Annotated in this window: 14 protein-coding genes; 11 read left to right on the forward strand and 3 right to left on the reverse strand. The window is 58.8% G+C overall.

Features of this window, described 5'->3' with window-relative positions; all coding sequences use genetic code 11:
* The first annotated feature begins 120 nt into the window (after positions 1 to 120).
* The 8 genes from JFU11_RS04040 (at position 121) to JFU11_RS04075 (ending at position 10,210) form a co-directional block, all read left to right on the forward strand.
* The gene (locus JFU11_RS04040; RefSeq protein ID WP_201059859.1) at positions 121 to 2,571 is read left to right on the forward strand and encodes a penicillin acylase family protein; all 2,451 of its coding nucleotides are present in this window, start codon (positions 121 to 123) and stop codon (positions 2,569 to 2,571) included.
* Between the two features lie 342 nt (positions 2,572 to 2,913).
* Positions 2,914 to 3,945, forward strand: a complete 1,032-nt coding sequence (locus tag JFU11_RS04045; protein WP_123719795.1) for a ligase-associated DNA damage response exonuclease — start codon at positions 2,914 to 2,916, stop codon at positions 3,943 to 3,945.
* A complete protein-coding gene (locus JFU11_RS04050; protein WP_201059861.1) occupies positions 3,942 to 5,630 on the forward strand; it encodes an ATP-dependent DNA ligase in 1,689 nt (562 codons plus the stop codon). Before JFU11_RS04045 ends, JFU11_RS04050 begins: the two co-directional genes overlap by 4 nt.
* 396 nt (positions 5,631 to 6,026) lie before the next feature.
* On the forward strand, positions 6,027 to 6,809 hold the full coding sequence (locus tag JFU11_RS04055; RefSeq protein ID WP_038979216.1) for a transporter substrate-binding domain-containing protein: 783 nt from the start codon (positions 6,027 to 6,029) through the stop codon (positions 6,807 to 6,809).
* Between the two features lie 56 nt (positions 6,810 to 6,865).
* Positions 6,866 to 7,594: an ABC transporter permease gene (locus JFU11_RS04060; RefSeq protein WP_201059863.1), complete on the forward strand. Its 729-nt coding sequence runs from the start codon at positions 6,866 to 6,868 to the stop codon at positions 7,592 to 7,594.
* A complete protein-coding gene (locus JFU11_RS04065; protein WP_052966409.1) occupies positions 7,591 to 8,301 on the forward strand; it encodes an ABC transporter permease in 711 nt (236 codons plus the stop codon). Before JFU11_RS04060 ends, JFU11_RS04065 begins: the two co-directional genes overlap by 4 nt.
* Before the next feature lie 12 nt (positions 8,302 to 8,313).
* Positions 8,314 to 9,432, forward strand: a complete 1,119-nt coding sequence (locus JFU11_RS04070) for a succinylglutamate desuccinylase/aspartoacylase family protein (protein WP_123719799.1) — start codon at positions 8,314 to 8,316, stop codon at positions 9,430 to 9,432.
* A gap of 13 nt (positions 9,433 to 9,445) precedes the next feature.
* Entirely contained in the window at positions 9,446 to 10,210 is a 765-nt protein-coding gene (locus JFU11_RS04075) for an ATP-binding cassette domain-containing protein (RefSeq protein ID WP_052966407.1), read from the forward strand.
* A gap of 115 nt (positions 10,211 to 10,325) precedes the next feature.
* On the opposite strand, the gene JFU11_RS04080 is transcribed toward JFU11_RS04075, so the two are convergent.
* Positions 10,326 to 10,535, reverse strand: a complete 210-nt coding sequence (locus JFU11_RS04080; protein ID WP_008060697.1) for a hypothetical protein — start codon at positions 10,533 to 10,535, stop codon at positions 10,326 to 10,328.
* Between the two features lie 107 nt (positions 10,536 to 10,642).
* Positions 10,643 to 11,209 carry a dCTP deaminase gene (dcd, locus tag JFU11_RS04085; protein ID WP_007904652.1) on the reverse strand — a complete coding sequence of 189 codons (567 nt, stop codon included), beginning with the start codon at positions 11,207 to 11,209 and terminating at the stop codon, positions 10,643 to 10,645.
* 354 nt (positions 11,210 to 11,563) lie between these two features.
* On the opposite strand from dcd, the gene JFU11_RS04090 reads away from it, so the two are divergent.
* Positions 11,564 to 11,773, forward strand: a complete 210-nt coding sequence (locus JFU11_RS04090) for a cold-shock protein (protein WP_002554837.1) — start codon at positions 11,564 to 11,566, stop codon at positions 11,771 to 11,773.
* Between the two features lie 165 nt (positions 11,774 to 11,938).
* Here JFU11_RS04090 and JFU11_RS04095 read toward each other — a convergent pair whose 3' ends face one another.
* Positions 11,939 to 12,946, reverse strand: coding sequence for a DUF481 domain-containing protein (locus tag JFU11_RS04095; protein ID WP_201059865.1), 1,008 nt, complete (start codon positions 12,944 to 12,946; stop codon positions 11,939 to 11,941).
* Between the two features lie 166 nt (positions 12,947 to 13,112).
* Here JFU11_RS04095 and JFU11_RS04100 point away from each other — a divergent pair, with 166 nt between their 5' ends.
* Both JFU11_RS04100 and JFU11_RS04105 read left to right on the forward strand, forming a co-directional pair.
* Positions 13,113 to 13,466 (forward strand): MGMT family protein, encoded by a 354-nt coding sequence (locus tag JFU11_RS04100; RefSeq protein WP_007904640.1) that lies wholly within the window; start codon positions 13,113 to 13,115, stop codon positions 13,464 to 13,466.
* Positions 13,467 to 13,510: 44 nt separating this feature from the next.
* Positions 13,511 to 15,070: an AmpG family muropeptide MFS transporter gene (locus JFU11_RS04105; protein WP_123719801.1), complete on the forward strand. Its 1,560-nt coding sequence runs from the start codon at positions 13,511 to 13,513 to the stop codon at positions 15,068 to 15,070.
* The last annotated feature ends 39 nt before the right edge of the window (positions 15,071 to 15,109 follow it).

Here is a 15,109-nt window from a genome sequence, read left to right on the forward strand (position 1 = left end):
GCGACGAGTCATAGCCCGCTATGGCGAGGAGCGGCAGCGCAGTCTGACGACATTAGACGCCGTCAACACTGAACAGCGACTTTCGAGGCGGGGCACCACTACCCCCGCAGGAGCTTTGCCATGGCCTCGCCAGCCCTCACACATTTTCTTCCCCGGTTCGGCGTTGCCGCAGCAGTGGCCGGTGTTTTAAGCCTGACGGGTTGTCAGACCTGGAACACTCAAGACACCCTCCCGCCGGCCTCAGGCGTGCAACCGCTCAAAGGCTTGGCGCAGAACGTTTCGATTCGACGCAATGCCATGGGCATGCCGCTGATTGAGAGCAACAGCTTCCACGATGCGCTGTTCACCCTCGGCTACGTGCATGCCAGCGACCGCATCAGCCAAATGGTCACTCTGCGTTTGCTCGCCCAAGGCCGTCTGGCGGAGATGTCCGGTTCGGACCTGCTCGACGCCGACCGCTACATGCGTGCAGTCCATCTGAAGAAAAGCGCGGGTGAGCTGTACAAGGCCTCCTCGCCACGCCTCAAGCGTTTCTTCGAAGTCTATGCCCGTGGGGTTAACGCCTACCTGTTCCGCTACCGCGACAAACTGCCTGCCGACCTCGCGGCCACTGGCTACAAACCGGAGTACTGGAAACCGGAAGATTCGGCGCTGATTTTCTGCCTGCTAAATTTCAGTCAATCGGCGAACCTGCCGGAAGAAATTTCCTCGCTGATGCTGGCCCAGACGGTCAGTACCGACAAACTGGCGTGGCTTGCGCCATCCGCTCCCGACGAAAAACTGCCAGTCGCAGAAGCGGAAAAACTTCAAGGCATCAAACTCAACGGGCAAATCCCGGGGTTGAGCGAAATCAGCAAATCCATCGGTCAACTGTCCGACCTGAACCTGCTGGGCGCCACGTCTTCGAACAACTGGGCGATTGCCCCGCAACGCAGCCGCAGCGGCAAAAGCCTGTTGGCCAGCGACAGCCATGGGCCGCTGGGCGTGCCGTCGCTGTTCAGTTACGTGCAGATTCGCGCGCCGAAATACCAGGCCTCCGGCGTGACCATTGCCGGGTTACCCATGGTGCTCGGTGGTTTCAACGGCAAAGTGGCGTGGAGCATGACCACGGTCATGGGCGACAACCAGGACCTGTTCCTGGAAAAAATCAAACGTCAGGGCAATGGCCTTTCCTACGAAGTCAGCGGCAAATGGCAGCCGGCGATCGTGCGTAACGAAACCTACTTCGTTAAAGGCCAGAAGCCGATTCGCGAAGCCGTGTACGAAACCCGTCACGGGCCGCTGCTCAACAGCGCTCAAGGCACCGCGCTGGCGAATGGTTTCGGCCTGGCCTTGCAGACGCCGAACTTCACCGACGACAAAACCCTGGACGCCTTTTTCGATCTGTCCCGAGCCCAGAGCGTCGAGAAGGCCTCGGACGCCAGCCGTGAGATCCGCGCCATTGCCCTGAATCTGGTGTTTGCCGATGCCAGCAACATCGGCTGGCAAGTTACCGGTCGCTACCCAAACCGTCGCGAAGGCGAAGGCTTGCTGCCGTCGCCGGGCTGGGAAGGTCGCTACGACTGGGACGGTTACGCCGACCCGATGCTCCATCCGTATGACCAGGACCCGGCTCAAGGCTGGCTCGGCACCGCCAACCAGCGGGTCATTCCCCATGGCTACGGCATGCAGCTGTCCAATTCCTGGTCAGCGCCGGAGCGCGGCGAGCGCATGGCCGAACTGGCGGGCGTGGGCAAGCACGACACACGTAGCCTGATCGCCATGCAATACGACCAGACCACCACCTTCGCCGCCAAGCTGAAGAAGGTGTTTGAAGCGCCGGGCATGGCTCAGCCACTCAAACAGGCCATCGAAGCGCTGCCGGTTGCCGATCGCGGCAAGGCTCGTGAGGCTTATACGCGCTTGATGGCTTTCGACGGCAAACTCAGCACGACCTCCGCCGACGCGGCGATCTACGAGCTGTTCCTGCAGGAAAGCACTAAGCAGATTTTCCTCGATGATCTGGGCCCGGAAAGCACTCCGGCGTGGAAAGCCTTTATCGCCAACGGCAAGTTGTCTTACGCGGCTCAGGCCGATCATCTGCTGGGGCGTGAGGACAGTCCGTTCTGGGACGATCTGCGCACCCCGCAGAAAGAAGACAAACCGGCGATCCTCGCCCGTAGCCTCGCGGCCGCGATCAGCGCGGGTGACAGCCAGTTGGGCGGTGATCACAAAGCCTGGCAGTGGGGCAAACTGCATCGCTACGAGTGGAAGAACGCCAGTGGCCAGACCGTACGCGGTCCACTGGCGGCCGGTGGCGACCACACCACACTCAACACCGCTGCGTTCACCTGGGGTCAGGACTTCAACACCACGCTGGCGCCGGCCATGCGCTTTATCGTCGATTTCGGCCAGGCCGAACCGCTGATGGGCCAGAACGGTACCGGTCAATCCGGCAACCCGGCCAGCCCGCACTATCTCGACAGCGTCGATCCATGGCTCAAGGGGCAATACATGAGCCTGCCGATGCAGCCGCAGAACTTTGACAAGGTGTATGGCAAGACGCGGTTGACGCTGACGCCTGGCAAATAACCTCGAGTGGGACCGGGCTTGCTCGCGAAAGTATGCTGTCGGTCCCATTGATGCTGAATATCCATTGTGGCGAGGGCGCTTGCTCCCGCTCGGCTGCGAAGCAGTCGCAAAACCGACGCTGGTGTTCTATCTGGATTCCCTCGGTGGCAGATTCGGGGCCGCTGCGCGCCCCAACGGGAGCAAGCTCCCTCGCCACAAGTACGATGTTCCTCTCTAAAAACCTTAACTGGCTTGTTCGCGAAAGCGGCCTGATTAACGCCTCCATTCTTCCTCGAAAATAAATAGAACTTCTCGTCTCGCGTAAACCTCCTAGCTAGCAGGCCTCTCCATTTGGGTAACAATATGGACCTTGTTATCGCCCGTCCTGAAGGTTTGTACTGCCCGCCTGGTGATTTCTATATCGACCCATGGCAGCCGGTCGAACGCTCCGTAATCACCCATGCCCACAGCGACCATGCTCGCCGTGGCAATCAACATTATCTGGCGGCGGCACCGGGTGCAGGCATTCTGCGCGCGCGTCTGGGCCAGGACATCAATCTGCAAACTCTGCCCTATGGCGAGCCATTGCTGCACCGCGGCGTAAAACTGAGCTTTCACCCCGCGGGCCACGTGCTCGGCTCGGCCCAGGTGCGCCTGGAATACGACGGAGAAGTCTGGGTCGCCTCGGGGGATTACAAAACCGAACCCGACGGCACCTGTGCGCCGTTCGAACCGGTGCGTTGCCACACGTTCATCACGGAATCGACGTTCGGCCTGCCGATTTACCGCTGGCAACCCCAGACGCAAATCTTTGCCGAGATCAATCAATGGTGGCAGACCAACGCCGCAGCCGACAAAACCAGCGTGCTGTTCTGCTATTCCTTCGGCAAGGCTCAGCGGATTCTCCACGGCATCGATGCCAGCCTCGGTCCCATTCTGGTACATGGCGCAGTTGAACCCATCAATCGGATTTATCGCGAGAGCGGCATTTATTTACCGCCAACGATCTATTCCGGCGACGTAAAAAAACATGACCCGATGATGCGCAAAGCCTTGGTTCTCGCGCCGCCTTCGGCGGGTGCCAGCCCTTGGGTACGGCGTTTCGGTGACTACAGCGATGGCTTCGCCAGCGGTTGGATGCGCTTGCGCGGAACACGGCGGCGGCGCGGCGTGGACCGCGGTTTCGTGCTGTCCGATCACGCCGACTGGCCCGGCCTGCTCTGGGCTATCGAACAAACCGGAGCCGAACACGTGATCGTCACCCATGGTTCGATTGGAGTGCTGGTGCGCCATCTGCGCGAACTAGGCCTCGATGCCATGAGTTTCAGCACCGAATACGGCGATGATGAAGACACCACAGTCCTCGAACCCGAGAGCGCTGAGGTGCTGGCATGAAAGCCTTCGCCGACTTGTATGCCGAACTCGACGCCACCACCTCGAGCAACGCCAAACTGACGGCGATGCAGAACTATTTCGCCCAGGCCGCGCCTGAAGATGCCGCCTGGGCGGTGTACTTTCTGTCCGGTGGACGACCTCGGCAATTGGTGCCGGTACGAATGCTGCGGGAAATGGCAACAGCGTTTTCCGGACTCTCGCCCTGGTTGTTCGAAGAAAGTTATCAGGCCGTCGGTGATCTGGCGGAAACCATCTCGCTGGTGCTGCCCGAAACGCACCACACCTCTACCGACGGGCTGGCGGTGTGGATTGAAAACAAACTGCTGCCGCTGCGTAACGCGCCCCCGCTGACCCTCGCCGAATGCTTGCCCGCCCTGTGGGCGCAACTGGATCGCCAGAGTCTGATGCTGTGCATCAAATTGATCACTGGCAGTTTCCGTGTCGGAGTCTCCAAATTGCTGGTCACTCGCGCGCTAGCGGCGATGGCTGGGCTCGATAGCAAGCGCGTGGCCCAGCGGCTGGTGGGTTACACCGATCTGTCGAACCGCCCAAGCGCCGCCAGTTACCTGAAGCTGATCGCCCCCGAATCACCCGATGAACATGCCCACCGAGGTGGCCAGCCGTACCCGTTTTTCCTCGCCCATGCGTTGTCGCACCCGGTCGAGCAGTTCGAAACCCTGCTCGGACCGGCCAGTCAGTGGCAAGTGGAATGGAAGTGGGACGGCATCCGCGCCCAAGTGGTCAAGCGCGATGGGCGCCTGTGGATCTGGTCGCGAGGTGAAGAACTGGTGACCGAACGCTTCCCCGAACTGGAAAGCCTGGTTCATGGCTTACCCGACGGTACGGTGATCGACGGAGAAGTCGTCGCCTGGAAAGCCACACAACCAGGCACCAAGGACGCCTTCGACCCACAATCGCCGTCGTCCCCTTCCGTGCAGCCTTTCGCCCTGTTGCAACAGCGGATCGGCCGTAAAATGCTGAGCAAAAAAATCCTCGATGAAGTGCCCGTGGTCGTCCAGGCCTATGACCTGCTGGAATGGCAGGGTGAGGATTGGCGTAACCAGACTCAAGCCACGCGCCGCACTCAGCTGGAACAACTCATCCTCACCTGCGCAAACCCGGTGTTACTGAGCTCGCCCGTGCTGACCGGTGAAAACTGGTTCGACCTCGCCCGCCAACGAGAAGCCTCCCGCAGGTTGGGCGTCGAAGGCATGATGCTCAAGGCCCGCGATGCGCTGTATGGCGTCGGGCGGACCAAGGACATGGGGGTGTGGTGGAAATGGAAAGTCGACCCGTTCAGCGTCGATGCGGTGCTGATCTATGCCCAGCAGGGTCATGGCCGCCGGGCCAGTCTCTACACCGATTACACCTTCGCTGTGTGGGACGGCCCGCCCTCTGCCCGCGGGCGAACGCTGGTGCCTTTCGCCAAGGCCTACTCTGGGTTGACTGACGAAGAAATGCGCCAGGTCGATAGCATCGTACGCAAGACCACGGTGGAAAAATTCGGACCGGTGAGCAGTGTGAAGCCGACCCTGGTGTTTGAGCTGGGATTCGAGGGCATTGCCCTGTCGAAACGACACAAGAGCGGGATTGCGGTGCGGTTCCCGAGGATGCTGCGTTGGCGGCAGGACAAGTCGGTGGAGGACGCTGACAGCTTGGCGACGTTGCAGGATTTGCTCGCCTGACCTGATTTCTGTGGACTGATCAGCTGGCGAAGCCTGCTGTAGCAGCTGTCGAGCCCCAGCGAGGCTGCGTTCGGCTGCGAAGCAGTCGTGAACCGGTTAACGCGGATTGCCTGACGTACCGCAGTTTCTGATTTTACGACTGCTGCGCAGCCGAACGCAGCCTCGCTGGGGCTCGACAGCTGCTACAGCGGGCAAGCCGCTACGCACCACCCTGGCGCAGGAATTTGGCGATGCCCATTTTCGTGCACACATCGCGCTTTGCCACTTCTTGTATTACCTTTTAAACGCTTGTTCGGGACTCTGGTTCGGAAATTGCTACTTTGAATAGGTCTTACGCTTTCCAGTAACAGTACTTCTGCGCCACAAGCGCTCATATTGGTTCTTAGGGATTGAATAATGAAAAAAGCATTGCTGACCCTTTCTGCACTGGCGTTGTGCATGGCTGCCGGCTCCGCGCTGGCCAAGGAATACAAAGAATTGCGTTTTGGCGTTGACCCATCTTATGCGCCGTTCGAGTCCAAAGCAGCTGACGGCAGCCTGGTAGGTTTCGACATCGACTTGGGCAATGCAATCTGCGCCGAACTGAAGGTCAAGTGCAAATGGGTCGAAAGCGATTTCGACGGCATGATTCCGGGCTTGAAAGCCAATAAATTCGACGGTGTGATCTCTTCGATGACCGTCACCCCGGCCCGCGAAAAAGTCATCGACTTCTCCGACGAGCTGTTCTCCGGCCCAACCGCTTATGTCTTCAAGAAAGGTTCCGGCCTGAGCGAAGATGTCGCTTCGCTGAAGGGCAAGACCGTCGGCTATGAGCAAGGCACCATCCAGGAAGCCTACGCCAAGGCCGTGCTGGACAAGGCTGGCGTGAAAACCCAGGCCTATCAGAACCAGGATCAGGTGTATTCGGACCTGATGTCCGGTCGCCTCGACGCAGCAATCCAGGACATGCTGCAAGCCGAACTGGGCTTCTTGAAGTCACCAAAAGGCGAAGGCTACGAAGTCAGCAAGCCGGTCGACAGCGAATTGCTACCGTCGAAAACAGCTATCGGTATCTCTAAAGGTAACAAAGACCTCAAAGACCTTTTGAATAAAGGTATCAAAGCGTTACACGACGATGGCACCTACGCCACCATTCAGAAGAAACACTTTGGCGATCTGAATCTGTACAGCGGCAAATAATGCCCGGCGCCCATCTCGCGATGGGCGCTTTTTTTACCCGATCAGGTTGCTGATTTATGTTCGAAAACCTATTACAAAACCTGGGGCTCTCTGCCTTCAGCCTCAAGGGCTTCGGTCCGTTGCTGATGGAAGGCACCTGGATGACCATCAAATTATCGGTGTTGTCACTTTTGTTGGCCGTATTGCTCGGTCTGCTCGGTGCCAGTGCCAAGCTGTCAAAAGTCAAACTGGTGCGCGTACCGGCCCAGATCTACACCACCCTGATTCGCGGGGTGCCGGACCTGGTGCTGATGCTGCTGATTTTCTACAGCCTGCAAACCTGGCTGACCTCTTTTACCGATTTCATGGAATGGGAATACATCGAAATTAACCCGTTCAGCGCCGGGGTCATCACCCTGGGCTTCATTTATGGCGCGTACTTCACTGAAACTTTCCGTGGCGCGATTCTCGCCGTACCGCGGGGCCAGGTCGAAGCCGCCACCGCCTATGGCCTAAAACGCGGTCAGCGTTTTCGTCTCGTGGTGTTCCCGCAAATGATGCGCTTCGCCCTGCCGGGCATCGGCAACAACTGGATGGTGATGCTCAAGGCCACCGCGCTGGTTTCGATCATCGGCCTCGCCGATTTGGTCAAAGCCGCACAGGACGCCGGTAAAAGCACTTATCAACTGTTCTACTTCCTGGTGCTTGCCGCATTGATTTACCTGCTGATCACCAGTGCCTCCAACGTCGTCCTGCGCTGGCTCGAACGCCGCTACGCCGCCGGTTCCCGGGAGGCGCTACGATGATCGAACTCTTGCAGGAATACTGGAGACCCTTCCTTTATACCGACGGCTACAACATCACTGGCCTGGCCATGACCATGTGGCTGCTCAGCGCGTCGATCTTCATCGGTTTTGTGGTGTCGATCCCGCTGTCCATCGCCAGGGTTTCGCCCAAGGTCTACGTCCGCTGGCCGGTGCAGTTTTACACCTACCTGTTCCGGGGTACGCCGCTGTATATCCAGCTGCTGATTTGCTACACCGGCATCTACAGCCTGGCTGCCGTGCGTGCCCAGCCAATCCTCGATGCGTTCTTTCGCGATGCGATGAACTGCACGATCCTGGCTTTCGCCCTGAATACCTGCGCCTACACCACGGAGATCTTCGCCGGGGCGATTCGCAGCATGGCGCATGGTGAAGTCGAAGCGGCCAAGGCCTACGGTCTGACAGGCTGGAAGCTTTATGCCTACGTCATCATGCCGTCGGCCCTGCGTCGCTCGTTGCCTTATTACAGCAACGAAGTGATTCTGATGCTGCACTCGACCACCGTGGCGTTCACCGCGACTATCCCGGATGTATTGAAAGTCGCTCGTGATGCGAACTCGGCGACCTTCATGACATTCCAGTCGTTCGGCATCGCCGCGCTGATCTACCTGACCGTTACCTTTGCGCTGGTCGGCCTGTTTCGCCTCGCCGAACGCCGATGGCTGGCCTTCCTCGGGCCGACTCACTAGGACAACTCGTACATGCGCCACCAGATTCATGACCTGCTGGCCCCGCTGCCGGGGACCGTGCGACAGATTCACAGCTTCCACTTCGGCCCGCAGTCGGCCAAAGGCAAGATTTACATCCAGTCCTCCCTGCATGCCGATGAATTACCCGGCATGTTGGTGGCCTGGCACCTCAAGCAACGTCTGGCGGAGCTGGAAGCCGCCGGCCGGCTGCACAGCGAAATAGTGCTGGTGCCCGTGGCCAACCCGGTCGGCCTGGAACAGGTGTTGATGGACGTTCCACTGGGCCGCTACGAGCTGGAAAGCGGGCAGAACTTCAATCGCTGGTTTGTCGATTTGAGTGAAGAAGTCGGCAACGAAATCGAAGGCTTGCTCGGCGACGATCCGCAACACAACCTTGAATTGATCCGCGACCGCCTGCGTAAGGCGTTGGCGCGGCAGACCGCAGGCACTCAACTGCAATCCCAAAGGCTGACCCTGCAACGACTGGCCTGCGATGCAGACATGGTGCTGGACCTGCATTGCGATTTCGAAGCCGTGGCGCACCTTTACACCACGCCCGAGGCCTGGCCGCAGGTCGAGCCGCTGGCGCGCTACATCGGTTCCGAAGCCAGCCTGCTGGCCACCGACTCTGGCGGCCAGTCGTTCGATGAATGTTTCACCCTGCTCTGGTGGCAGCTGAAAGAGCGCTTCGGCGAGCAGTTCGAGATTCCGCTGGGCAGTTTTTCAGTCACCGTCGAATTGCGCGGCCAGGGTGACGTCAATCACCCGCTGGCCAGCCTCGATTGCCAGGCGCTGATCGATTATCTGATTCATTTCGGCGCGATTGCCGGTGAGCCGGCGTCATTACCGGAACTGCCCTACCCGGCCACACCGCTGGCCGGCGTCGAACCGGTGGCGACGCCGGTGGGCGGGCTGCTGGTGTTCACGGCCCTGCCTGGGGAATACCTGGAGGCCGGGCAACTGATCGCCGAAATCATCGACCCGATCAATGATCGCGTCACCCCTGTTCATTGCACCGCCGCCGGGCTGATGTACGCCCGTTCGCTGCGGCGCATGGCCACTGCCGGCATGGTGATCGCCCACGTCGCGGGCACCGAAGCCTATCGCAGCGGCTACCTACTTTCGCCTTGAGGATGCATGCCCCATGTACAAATTGACCATTGAAGGCCTGCATAAAAGCTATGGCGATCATCAGGTGCTCAAAGGCGTTTCGCTCAAGGCCAAAACCGGCGACGTCATCAGCCTGATTGGCGCCAGCGGCTCAGGCAAAAGCACCTTTTTGCGCTGCATCAACTTTCTCGAACAACCCAACGACGGCGCCATGAGCCTGGACGGCCAGTCGATCCGCATGATCAAGGATCGCCATGGCATGCACGTGGCCGATGCAGATGAACTGCAGCGGATCCGCACCCGCCTGGCCATGGTGTTCCAGCACTTCAACCTGTGGAGCCACATGACGGTGCTGGAAAACATCACCATGGCCCCGCGCCGGGTACTGGGTTGCAGCAAGCAAGAGGCCGAAGACCGCGCCCGGCGTTACCTCGACAAGGTTGGCCTGGCGGCCCGCGTCGCGGATCAGTACCCAGCATTCCTTTCGGGCGGCCAGCAACAACGGGTAGCCATTGCCCGCGCACTGGCCATGGAACCGGAAGTCATGCTGTTCGACGAACCGACCTCGGCGCTCGACCCGGAATTGGTCGGCGAAGTGCTCAAGGTGATCCAGGGCCTGGCCGAAGAAGGCCGGACCATGATCATGGTCACCCACGAAATGAGCTTCGCCCGCAAGGTATCGAGCCAGGTGCTGTTCCTGCACCAGGGTCTGGTAGAAGAAGAAGGTGCGCCAGAGGATGTGCTGGGTAATCCGAAGAGTGAGCGACTGAAGCAATTCCTCAGCGGCAACCTGAAATAAGCACAGGTTTCGCCCACTGCTACGGATCACCGTAGGAGCTGGCGAAGCCTGCGATCTTTTGATGTTGATTTTTTAAGATCAAAAGATCGCAGCCTTCGGCAGCTCCTACAGAATCTTAGGCAACAGGCGCAGGAGGCGGCTCATCCGGCAGCGTGGGCTCTCCGGGCTCTGTCGGCTGTTCGTTGGGGGTGTCGGGATCAGGCTGACCGGGGATGCCCCCTGCCATGCTGACTGGCGGATGTGCCAATAAGGACCAGGCCAGCACGCCAACCTGATTGGGCTCAAGCCTTGCCAGTTCGGCACTTATTCGCGGATCGATCTTCATGAAGCACTCCTGAGCGATGGCCCGATCCGCCTTGCGCGAATCGGAGCAGTACATTCCATAGAGTGTACGCCCGCCCAGGAATTCCAACGGTTTGTCAGACGGCTGACTCAGGTACGCGGCAGGGTCACGCCACGCTGGCCCTGATACTTGCCGCCACGGTCCTTGTAGGAGACTTCGCACTCTTCGTCCGACTCAAGGAACAACATCTGCGCCACGCCTTCGTTCGCGTAGATTTTCGCCGGCAGGTTGGTGGTGTTGGAGAACTCCAGTGTCACGTGACCTTCCCACTCAGGCTCGAGCGGCGTGACGTTGACGATGATGCCGCAACGCGCGTAGGTGCTTTTACCCAGGCAAATGGTCAATACGTTACGCGGGATGCGGAAGTATTCGACGGTGCTGGCCAGAGCGAAGGAGTTCGGCGGAATGATGCACACGTCGCTGTGGATGTCGACGAAGCTGCCAGCATCGAAGTTTTTCGGGTCGACGATCGCCGAATTGATGTTGGTAAACACCTTGAAATGATTGGTGCAACGCACATCGTAGCCGTAGCTGGACACGCCGTAGGAGATCACACGGCTATCGTCGCTGCCGCGCACCTGGCGCTCGACGAAAGGCTCGATCATGCCGTGTTCCTGCGCCATGCGGCGAATCCACTTGTCCGATTTGATGCTCATGGCGGGTGTCCTGAATAGCGAGGTGGAAAAATTCTGTCCGGCATCTTACCGGGCAGGCGCTCCGGGTTCAAAGTCCGGGAGACAATTCTCGACGATCCCCCGTGAATTCCGGGCCTTCACCGCTATTCGATGCACCGTCAGTCATGAAAACAGAGAAACCTTCGCAAGAACCATTGGCACGTTCCGGAAAAAGGGTTAAGGTGGCGCCACTGTGCTGCTTGTGTCACTGAGAATCTCTACACGATATGTTGAATTTCGATCCAACCATCTACAAGAATTTTTCCTGCTCTTTGCACTCAGTCTCGGCCAGGGTTCTTCCTGCGTCGCAGTTATCTTTGTTCAAGGAGTTACACCATGTCTAATCGCCAAACCGGTACCGTTAAGTGGTTCAACGATGAAAAAGGCTTCGGCTTCATCACTCCACAATCCGGTGACGACCTGTTCGTTCACTTCAAAGCTATCCAATCCGACGGCTTCAAAAGCCTGAAAGAAGGCCAACAGGTTTCTTTCATCGCTACCCGCGGTCAGAAAGGCATGCAAGCTGAAGAAGTTCAAGTTATCTAACTTGTAACTGCTTTAGTAAAAAGCCCCGCCCTTAAAAGCGGGGCTTTTTTGTGCCTGTGTGTTTTGCATGGCCAAAAAAGATCGCAGCCTTCGACAGCTCCTACAGGGTGTACCTCAATCCTGTGTAAGAGCTGCCGAAGGCTGCGATCTTTTGATCTTTCAGTGTTACCAGGTCACGCCAAACCCTGCGGTATATCGAGTCTTGCTCAGGTCAGCCTCATCGCTACCGCTGATGATGTCTTTCTCGGCTTTCAGGTTCAGCGACGCCCAATCGGTGACTTTGTAGCGCAGGCCGACCTCGGCATCGAGGGCGTAATCCGCCACGCCCGACAGCGGCTTGCCGACCTCGCCATTGGTGAAGAACTCAACCTTCTTGCCGACCAGATAGCGGTTGTAGTCCCACTTCATCGCCAGGGAGTAGAAGTTTTCCTTCTTGCCGTTGGAATACTCATAGTCCGTGTTGTTCAGGAGCGAGCCCAAGGAGAAGGCGCCCAGTTCGTTATCCCAGAACTGATAACCGGGGCCGGTACCGATGGTGCGCTGGCGGGCGAGCTCTTCGATCTGGTCACGCTTGTAATTCAAACGGCCTTGCCAGAACCACTTCTCGGTGATGAATCGGTCGAGAGAATATTCGGCACGCCAGTTATCAGTGGTTACGACGTCATCCTGGAACTCTCGGTTGTACTCACCTTCCGCCGTATGACGCCACCGACCATGACGCGCGGTGGTTTTGAAACCAACGTCATAATCATCAGTATCTTTTTCGGCACGCTGATAATCCAGCGCCATGTCGACATTACCTTTCCACACCAAATCCTCAACCACCGGTTTGGGCTTGAGCATCTGCTGGATACTGGCCAGTTCCACGGTCTTGGGGCCATCGCCGTTGGCCAGGGTGACTTTGCCGTCCTCTGCCGCGTGCAGCGACTTGGCCTTCTCGCCGGTGTAGGCATCCTGTTTGACCAGCAGTTGCTGATCGCTTTCCAGGGTTTTGACCTGTTTCCAGTCGATCGGGACCGCGCCCGCGTACTCGGTCTGAATCAGCAGTTTGCCACCATCAAAGACGGTGATTTTGCCGCTCAACTTGTCACCGTTCTTCAACCAGACGGTATCGGCAAGCAAGGGAGTGGAAGCACTGACGACAGCGAGGCACAGCAAGGTTCTGGACAACATAAGCGAATCGAAGGCTCAACTTTGCGAAAAAAAGTCGGCATTATCCTTACGAATAAGGCCATGACAAGGACTGACCCGACTATTTCTATTGAGTTCATTTCTCAATAGGCAATTCAGGATTTACTCTACAGACGGTCAATTGCGCATTTTTCAGGAAACCCGGGACGTGACCGACTCAACCGCTGAAACCGAAAGCGCGGCGCAAATCCGACGCACGGCGCTCTACCTGACCCTGGCACAAGTGCCCGAGGGAAAGGTCGTGAGTTATGGTCAGCTCGCCGAGCTGGCGGGATTGGGTCGTGCTGCCCGTTGGGTCGGGCGCACACTGAGCCAATTGCCCGGCGACACCAAATTGCCCTGGCACCGTGTGCTGGGTGCCGGCGGTCGGATCAGCCTGCCCGTGGGCAGCCCTTCGGGGGATGAACAACGGGCCCGATTGCGCATGGAAGGCATCAGTATCCTGAACAATCGTGTTGATATTCAGCGCCATGGGTGGCGCCCGGTAGAGCACAGCGGTTAGAGTGCGCGCTTTGTTTCCGTAATCCTTGAGGCAGACTCCAGCCCATGCCCCGTAAAACCTGGCGCGCCGCGCTCGCCGCCTATGCCAGCCCCTCGACACTCGTGCTGTTGCTGCTTGGTTTCGCCGCCGGCCTGCCCTACATGCTGGTCTTTTCGACGCTTTCAGTCTGGCTGCGCGAGGCCGGTGTTGCCCGCGAAACCATCGGCTATGCAAGCCTGATCGGCTTGGCCTATGCCTTTAAGTGGGTCTGGTCCCCGCTGCTCGACCAATGGCGCCTGCCATTGCTCGGCAAGCTCGGCCGACGACGCTCCTGGCTGGTACTGGCCCAGGCACTGGTGATTCTCGGCCTGATCGGCATGGGCTTCTGCGACCCGCAAAAACACCTGTCCTGGCTGATCGCCATCGCCGTGGTCGTCGCCTTCGCCTCGGCGACGCAAGACATCGCCGTCGACGCTTATCGCCTGGAAATCGCCGACGAAACTCGCCAAGCCGCGTTGGCAGCCAGCTACATGGCCGGTTATCGGGTCGCGGCCCTGCTGGCGACGGCCGGCGCACTGTTCTTCGCCGAAGGCTTCGGTTCCACCGGCTTCAACTATAAGCATGCGGCGTGGACCGGCACCTACGTGCTGTTCGGCGTCTTGATGATCCCGGCACTGCTGACCACCCTGTTCATGCGCGAACCGCCGGTGCCTCTGCGTACTCAATTGCAGGCCGGACGCTATAGCTTTGTGCACCAATTGGCATCGGTGTTCGTGCTGATCGTGCTGCTGGTGTCCGTACCGGCCATGTTCACTCAGCTCTACAACACTGACTTCGCCAGCGTACTGTTCGAAGGCGCCAGCGTGCTCGACCTGCTGCTCGAAGACCGCGCGTTCCTGCGGGCGATCCTCTATATCACGCTTACCGGCCTGTGCTTGTCGGCCATGGGTCGCCGTGGCCTGGCTCCGGTGCTGACTCCGGTCAACGACTTTATCCTGCGTTACCGCTGGCAAGCCCTGCTACTGCTCGGGCTCATCGCCACCTATCGGATGTCCGATACGGTCATGGGCGTGATGGCCAACGTGTTCTACATCGACCAGGGGTTCACCAAGGATCAGATTGCCAGTGTCAGCAAGATTTTCGGCCTGATCATGACGCTGGTCGGCGCCGGCATGGGTGGCCTGCTGATCGTGCGCTTCGGCATCCTGCCTATCCTGTTCATTGGCGGCGTTGCATCGGCCGGTACCAACCTGCTGTTCCTGATGCTCACGGATATGGGTGCCGATCTGCAGATGCTGATCGCCACCATCTCACTGGATAACTTCAGCTCGGGCCTGGCGACTTCGGCATTTGTCGCTTACCTGTCAAGCCTGACCAATCTCAAGTTCTCCGCTACCCAGTACGCCCTGCTCAGCTCGATCATGCTTCTGCTGCCTCGCCTGATCGGCGGCTATTCAGGGGTCATGGTGGAGAAATTCGGTTATCACAACTTCTTCCTGATCACTGCCCTGCTGGGCGTTCCGACCCTGCTGTTGATCGCCTTGCACTGGTTCCAGGAAAACCGCCGCGCAGGTCCTACACCTTCGCAGGAACCGGCTCAGACCCAGGTCGCGGAAGAGTCGTAGGCTCTTTACGCAGGAAGCATCGCAGAGGGCGAGCAGATT

The sequence above is a fragment of the Pseudomonas sp. TH37 genome (genome assembly GCF_016650735.1).
In the GTDB taxonomy this organism is placed as follows: Bacteria; Pseudomonadota; Gammaproteobacteria; order Pseudomonadales; family Pseudomonadaceae; genus Aquipseudomonas; species Aquipseudomonas farris.

What these genes read in the sequence shown, in the direction of transcription:
- JFU11_RS04045 (WP_123719795.1), top strand. Translation starts at nt 2,914, where the DNA reads ATGGACCTTGTTATCGCCCGTCCTGAAGGTTTGTACTGCCCGCCTGGT.
- JFU11_RS04065 (WP_052966409.1), top strand. Translation starts at nt 7,591, where the DNA reads ATGATCGAACTCTTGCAGGAATACTGGAGACCCTTCCTTTATACCGAC.
- JFU11_RS04105 (WP_123719801.1), top strand. Translation starts at nt 13,511, where the DNA reads ATGCCCCGTAAAACCTGGCGCGCCGCGCTCGCCGCCTATGCCAGCCCC.
- JFU11_RS04040 (WP_201059859.1), top strand. Translation starts at nt 121, where the DNA reads ATGGCCTCGCCAGCCCTCACACATTTTCTTCCCCGGTTCGGCGTTGCC.
- JFU11_RS04055 (WP_038979216.1), top strand. Translation starts at nt 6,027, where the DNA reads ATGAAAAAAGCATTGCTGACCCTTTCTGCACTGGCGTTGTGCATGGCT.
- JFU11_RS04060 (WP_201059863.1), top strand. Translation starts at nt 6,866, where the DNA reads ATGTTCGAAAACCTATTACAAAACCTGGGGCTCTCTGCCTTCAGCCTC.
- dcd (WP_007904652.1), bottom strand. Translation starts at nt 11,209, where the DNA reads ATGAGCATCAAATCGGACAAGTGGATTCGCCGCATGGCGCAGGAACAC.
- JFU11_RS04080 (WP_008060697.1), bottom strand. Translation starts at nt 10,535, where the DNA reads ATGAAGATCGATCCGCGAATAAGTGCCGAACTGGCAAGGCTTGAGCCC.
- JFU11_RS04090 (WP_002554837.1), top strand. Translation starts at nt 11,564, where the DNA reads ATGTCTAATCGCCAAACCGGTACCGTTAAGTGGTTCAACGATGAAAAA.
- JFU11_RS04050 (WP_201059861.1), top strand. Translation starts at nt 3,942, where the DNA reads ATGAAAGCCTTCGCCGACTTGTATGCCGAACTCGACGCCACCACCTCG.
- JFU11_RS04075 (WP_052966407.1), top strand. Translation starts at nt 9,446, where the DNA reads ATGTACAAATTGACCATTGAAGGCCTGCATAAAAGCTATGGCGATCAT.
- JFU11_RS04070 (WP_123719799.1), top strand. Translation starts at nt 8,314, where the DNA reads ATGCGCCACCAGATTCATGACCTGCTGGCCCCGCTGCCGGGGACCGTG.
- JFU11_RS04095 (WP_201059865.1), bottom strand. Translation starts at nt 12,946, where the DNA reads ATGTTGTCCAGAACCTTGCTGTGCCTCGCTGTCGTCAGTGCTTCCACT.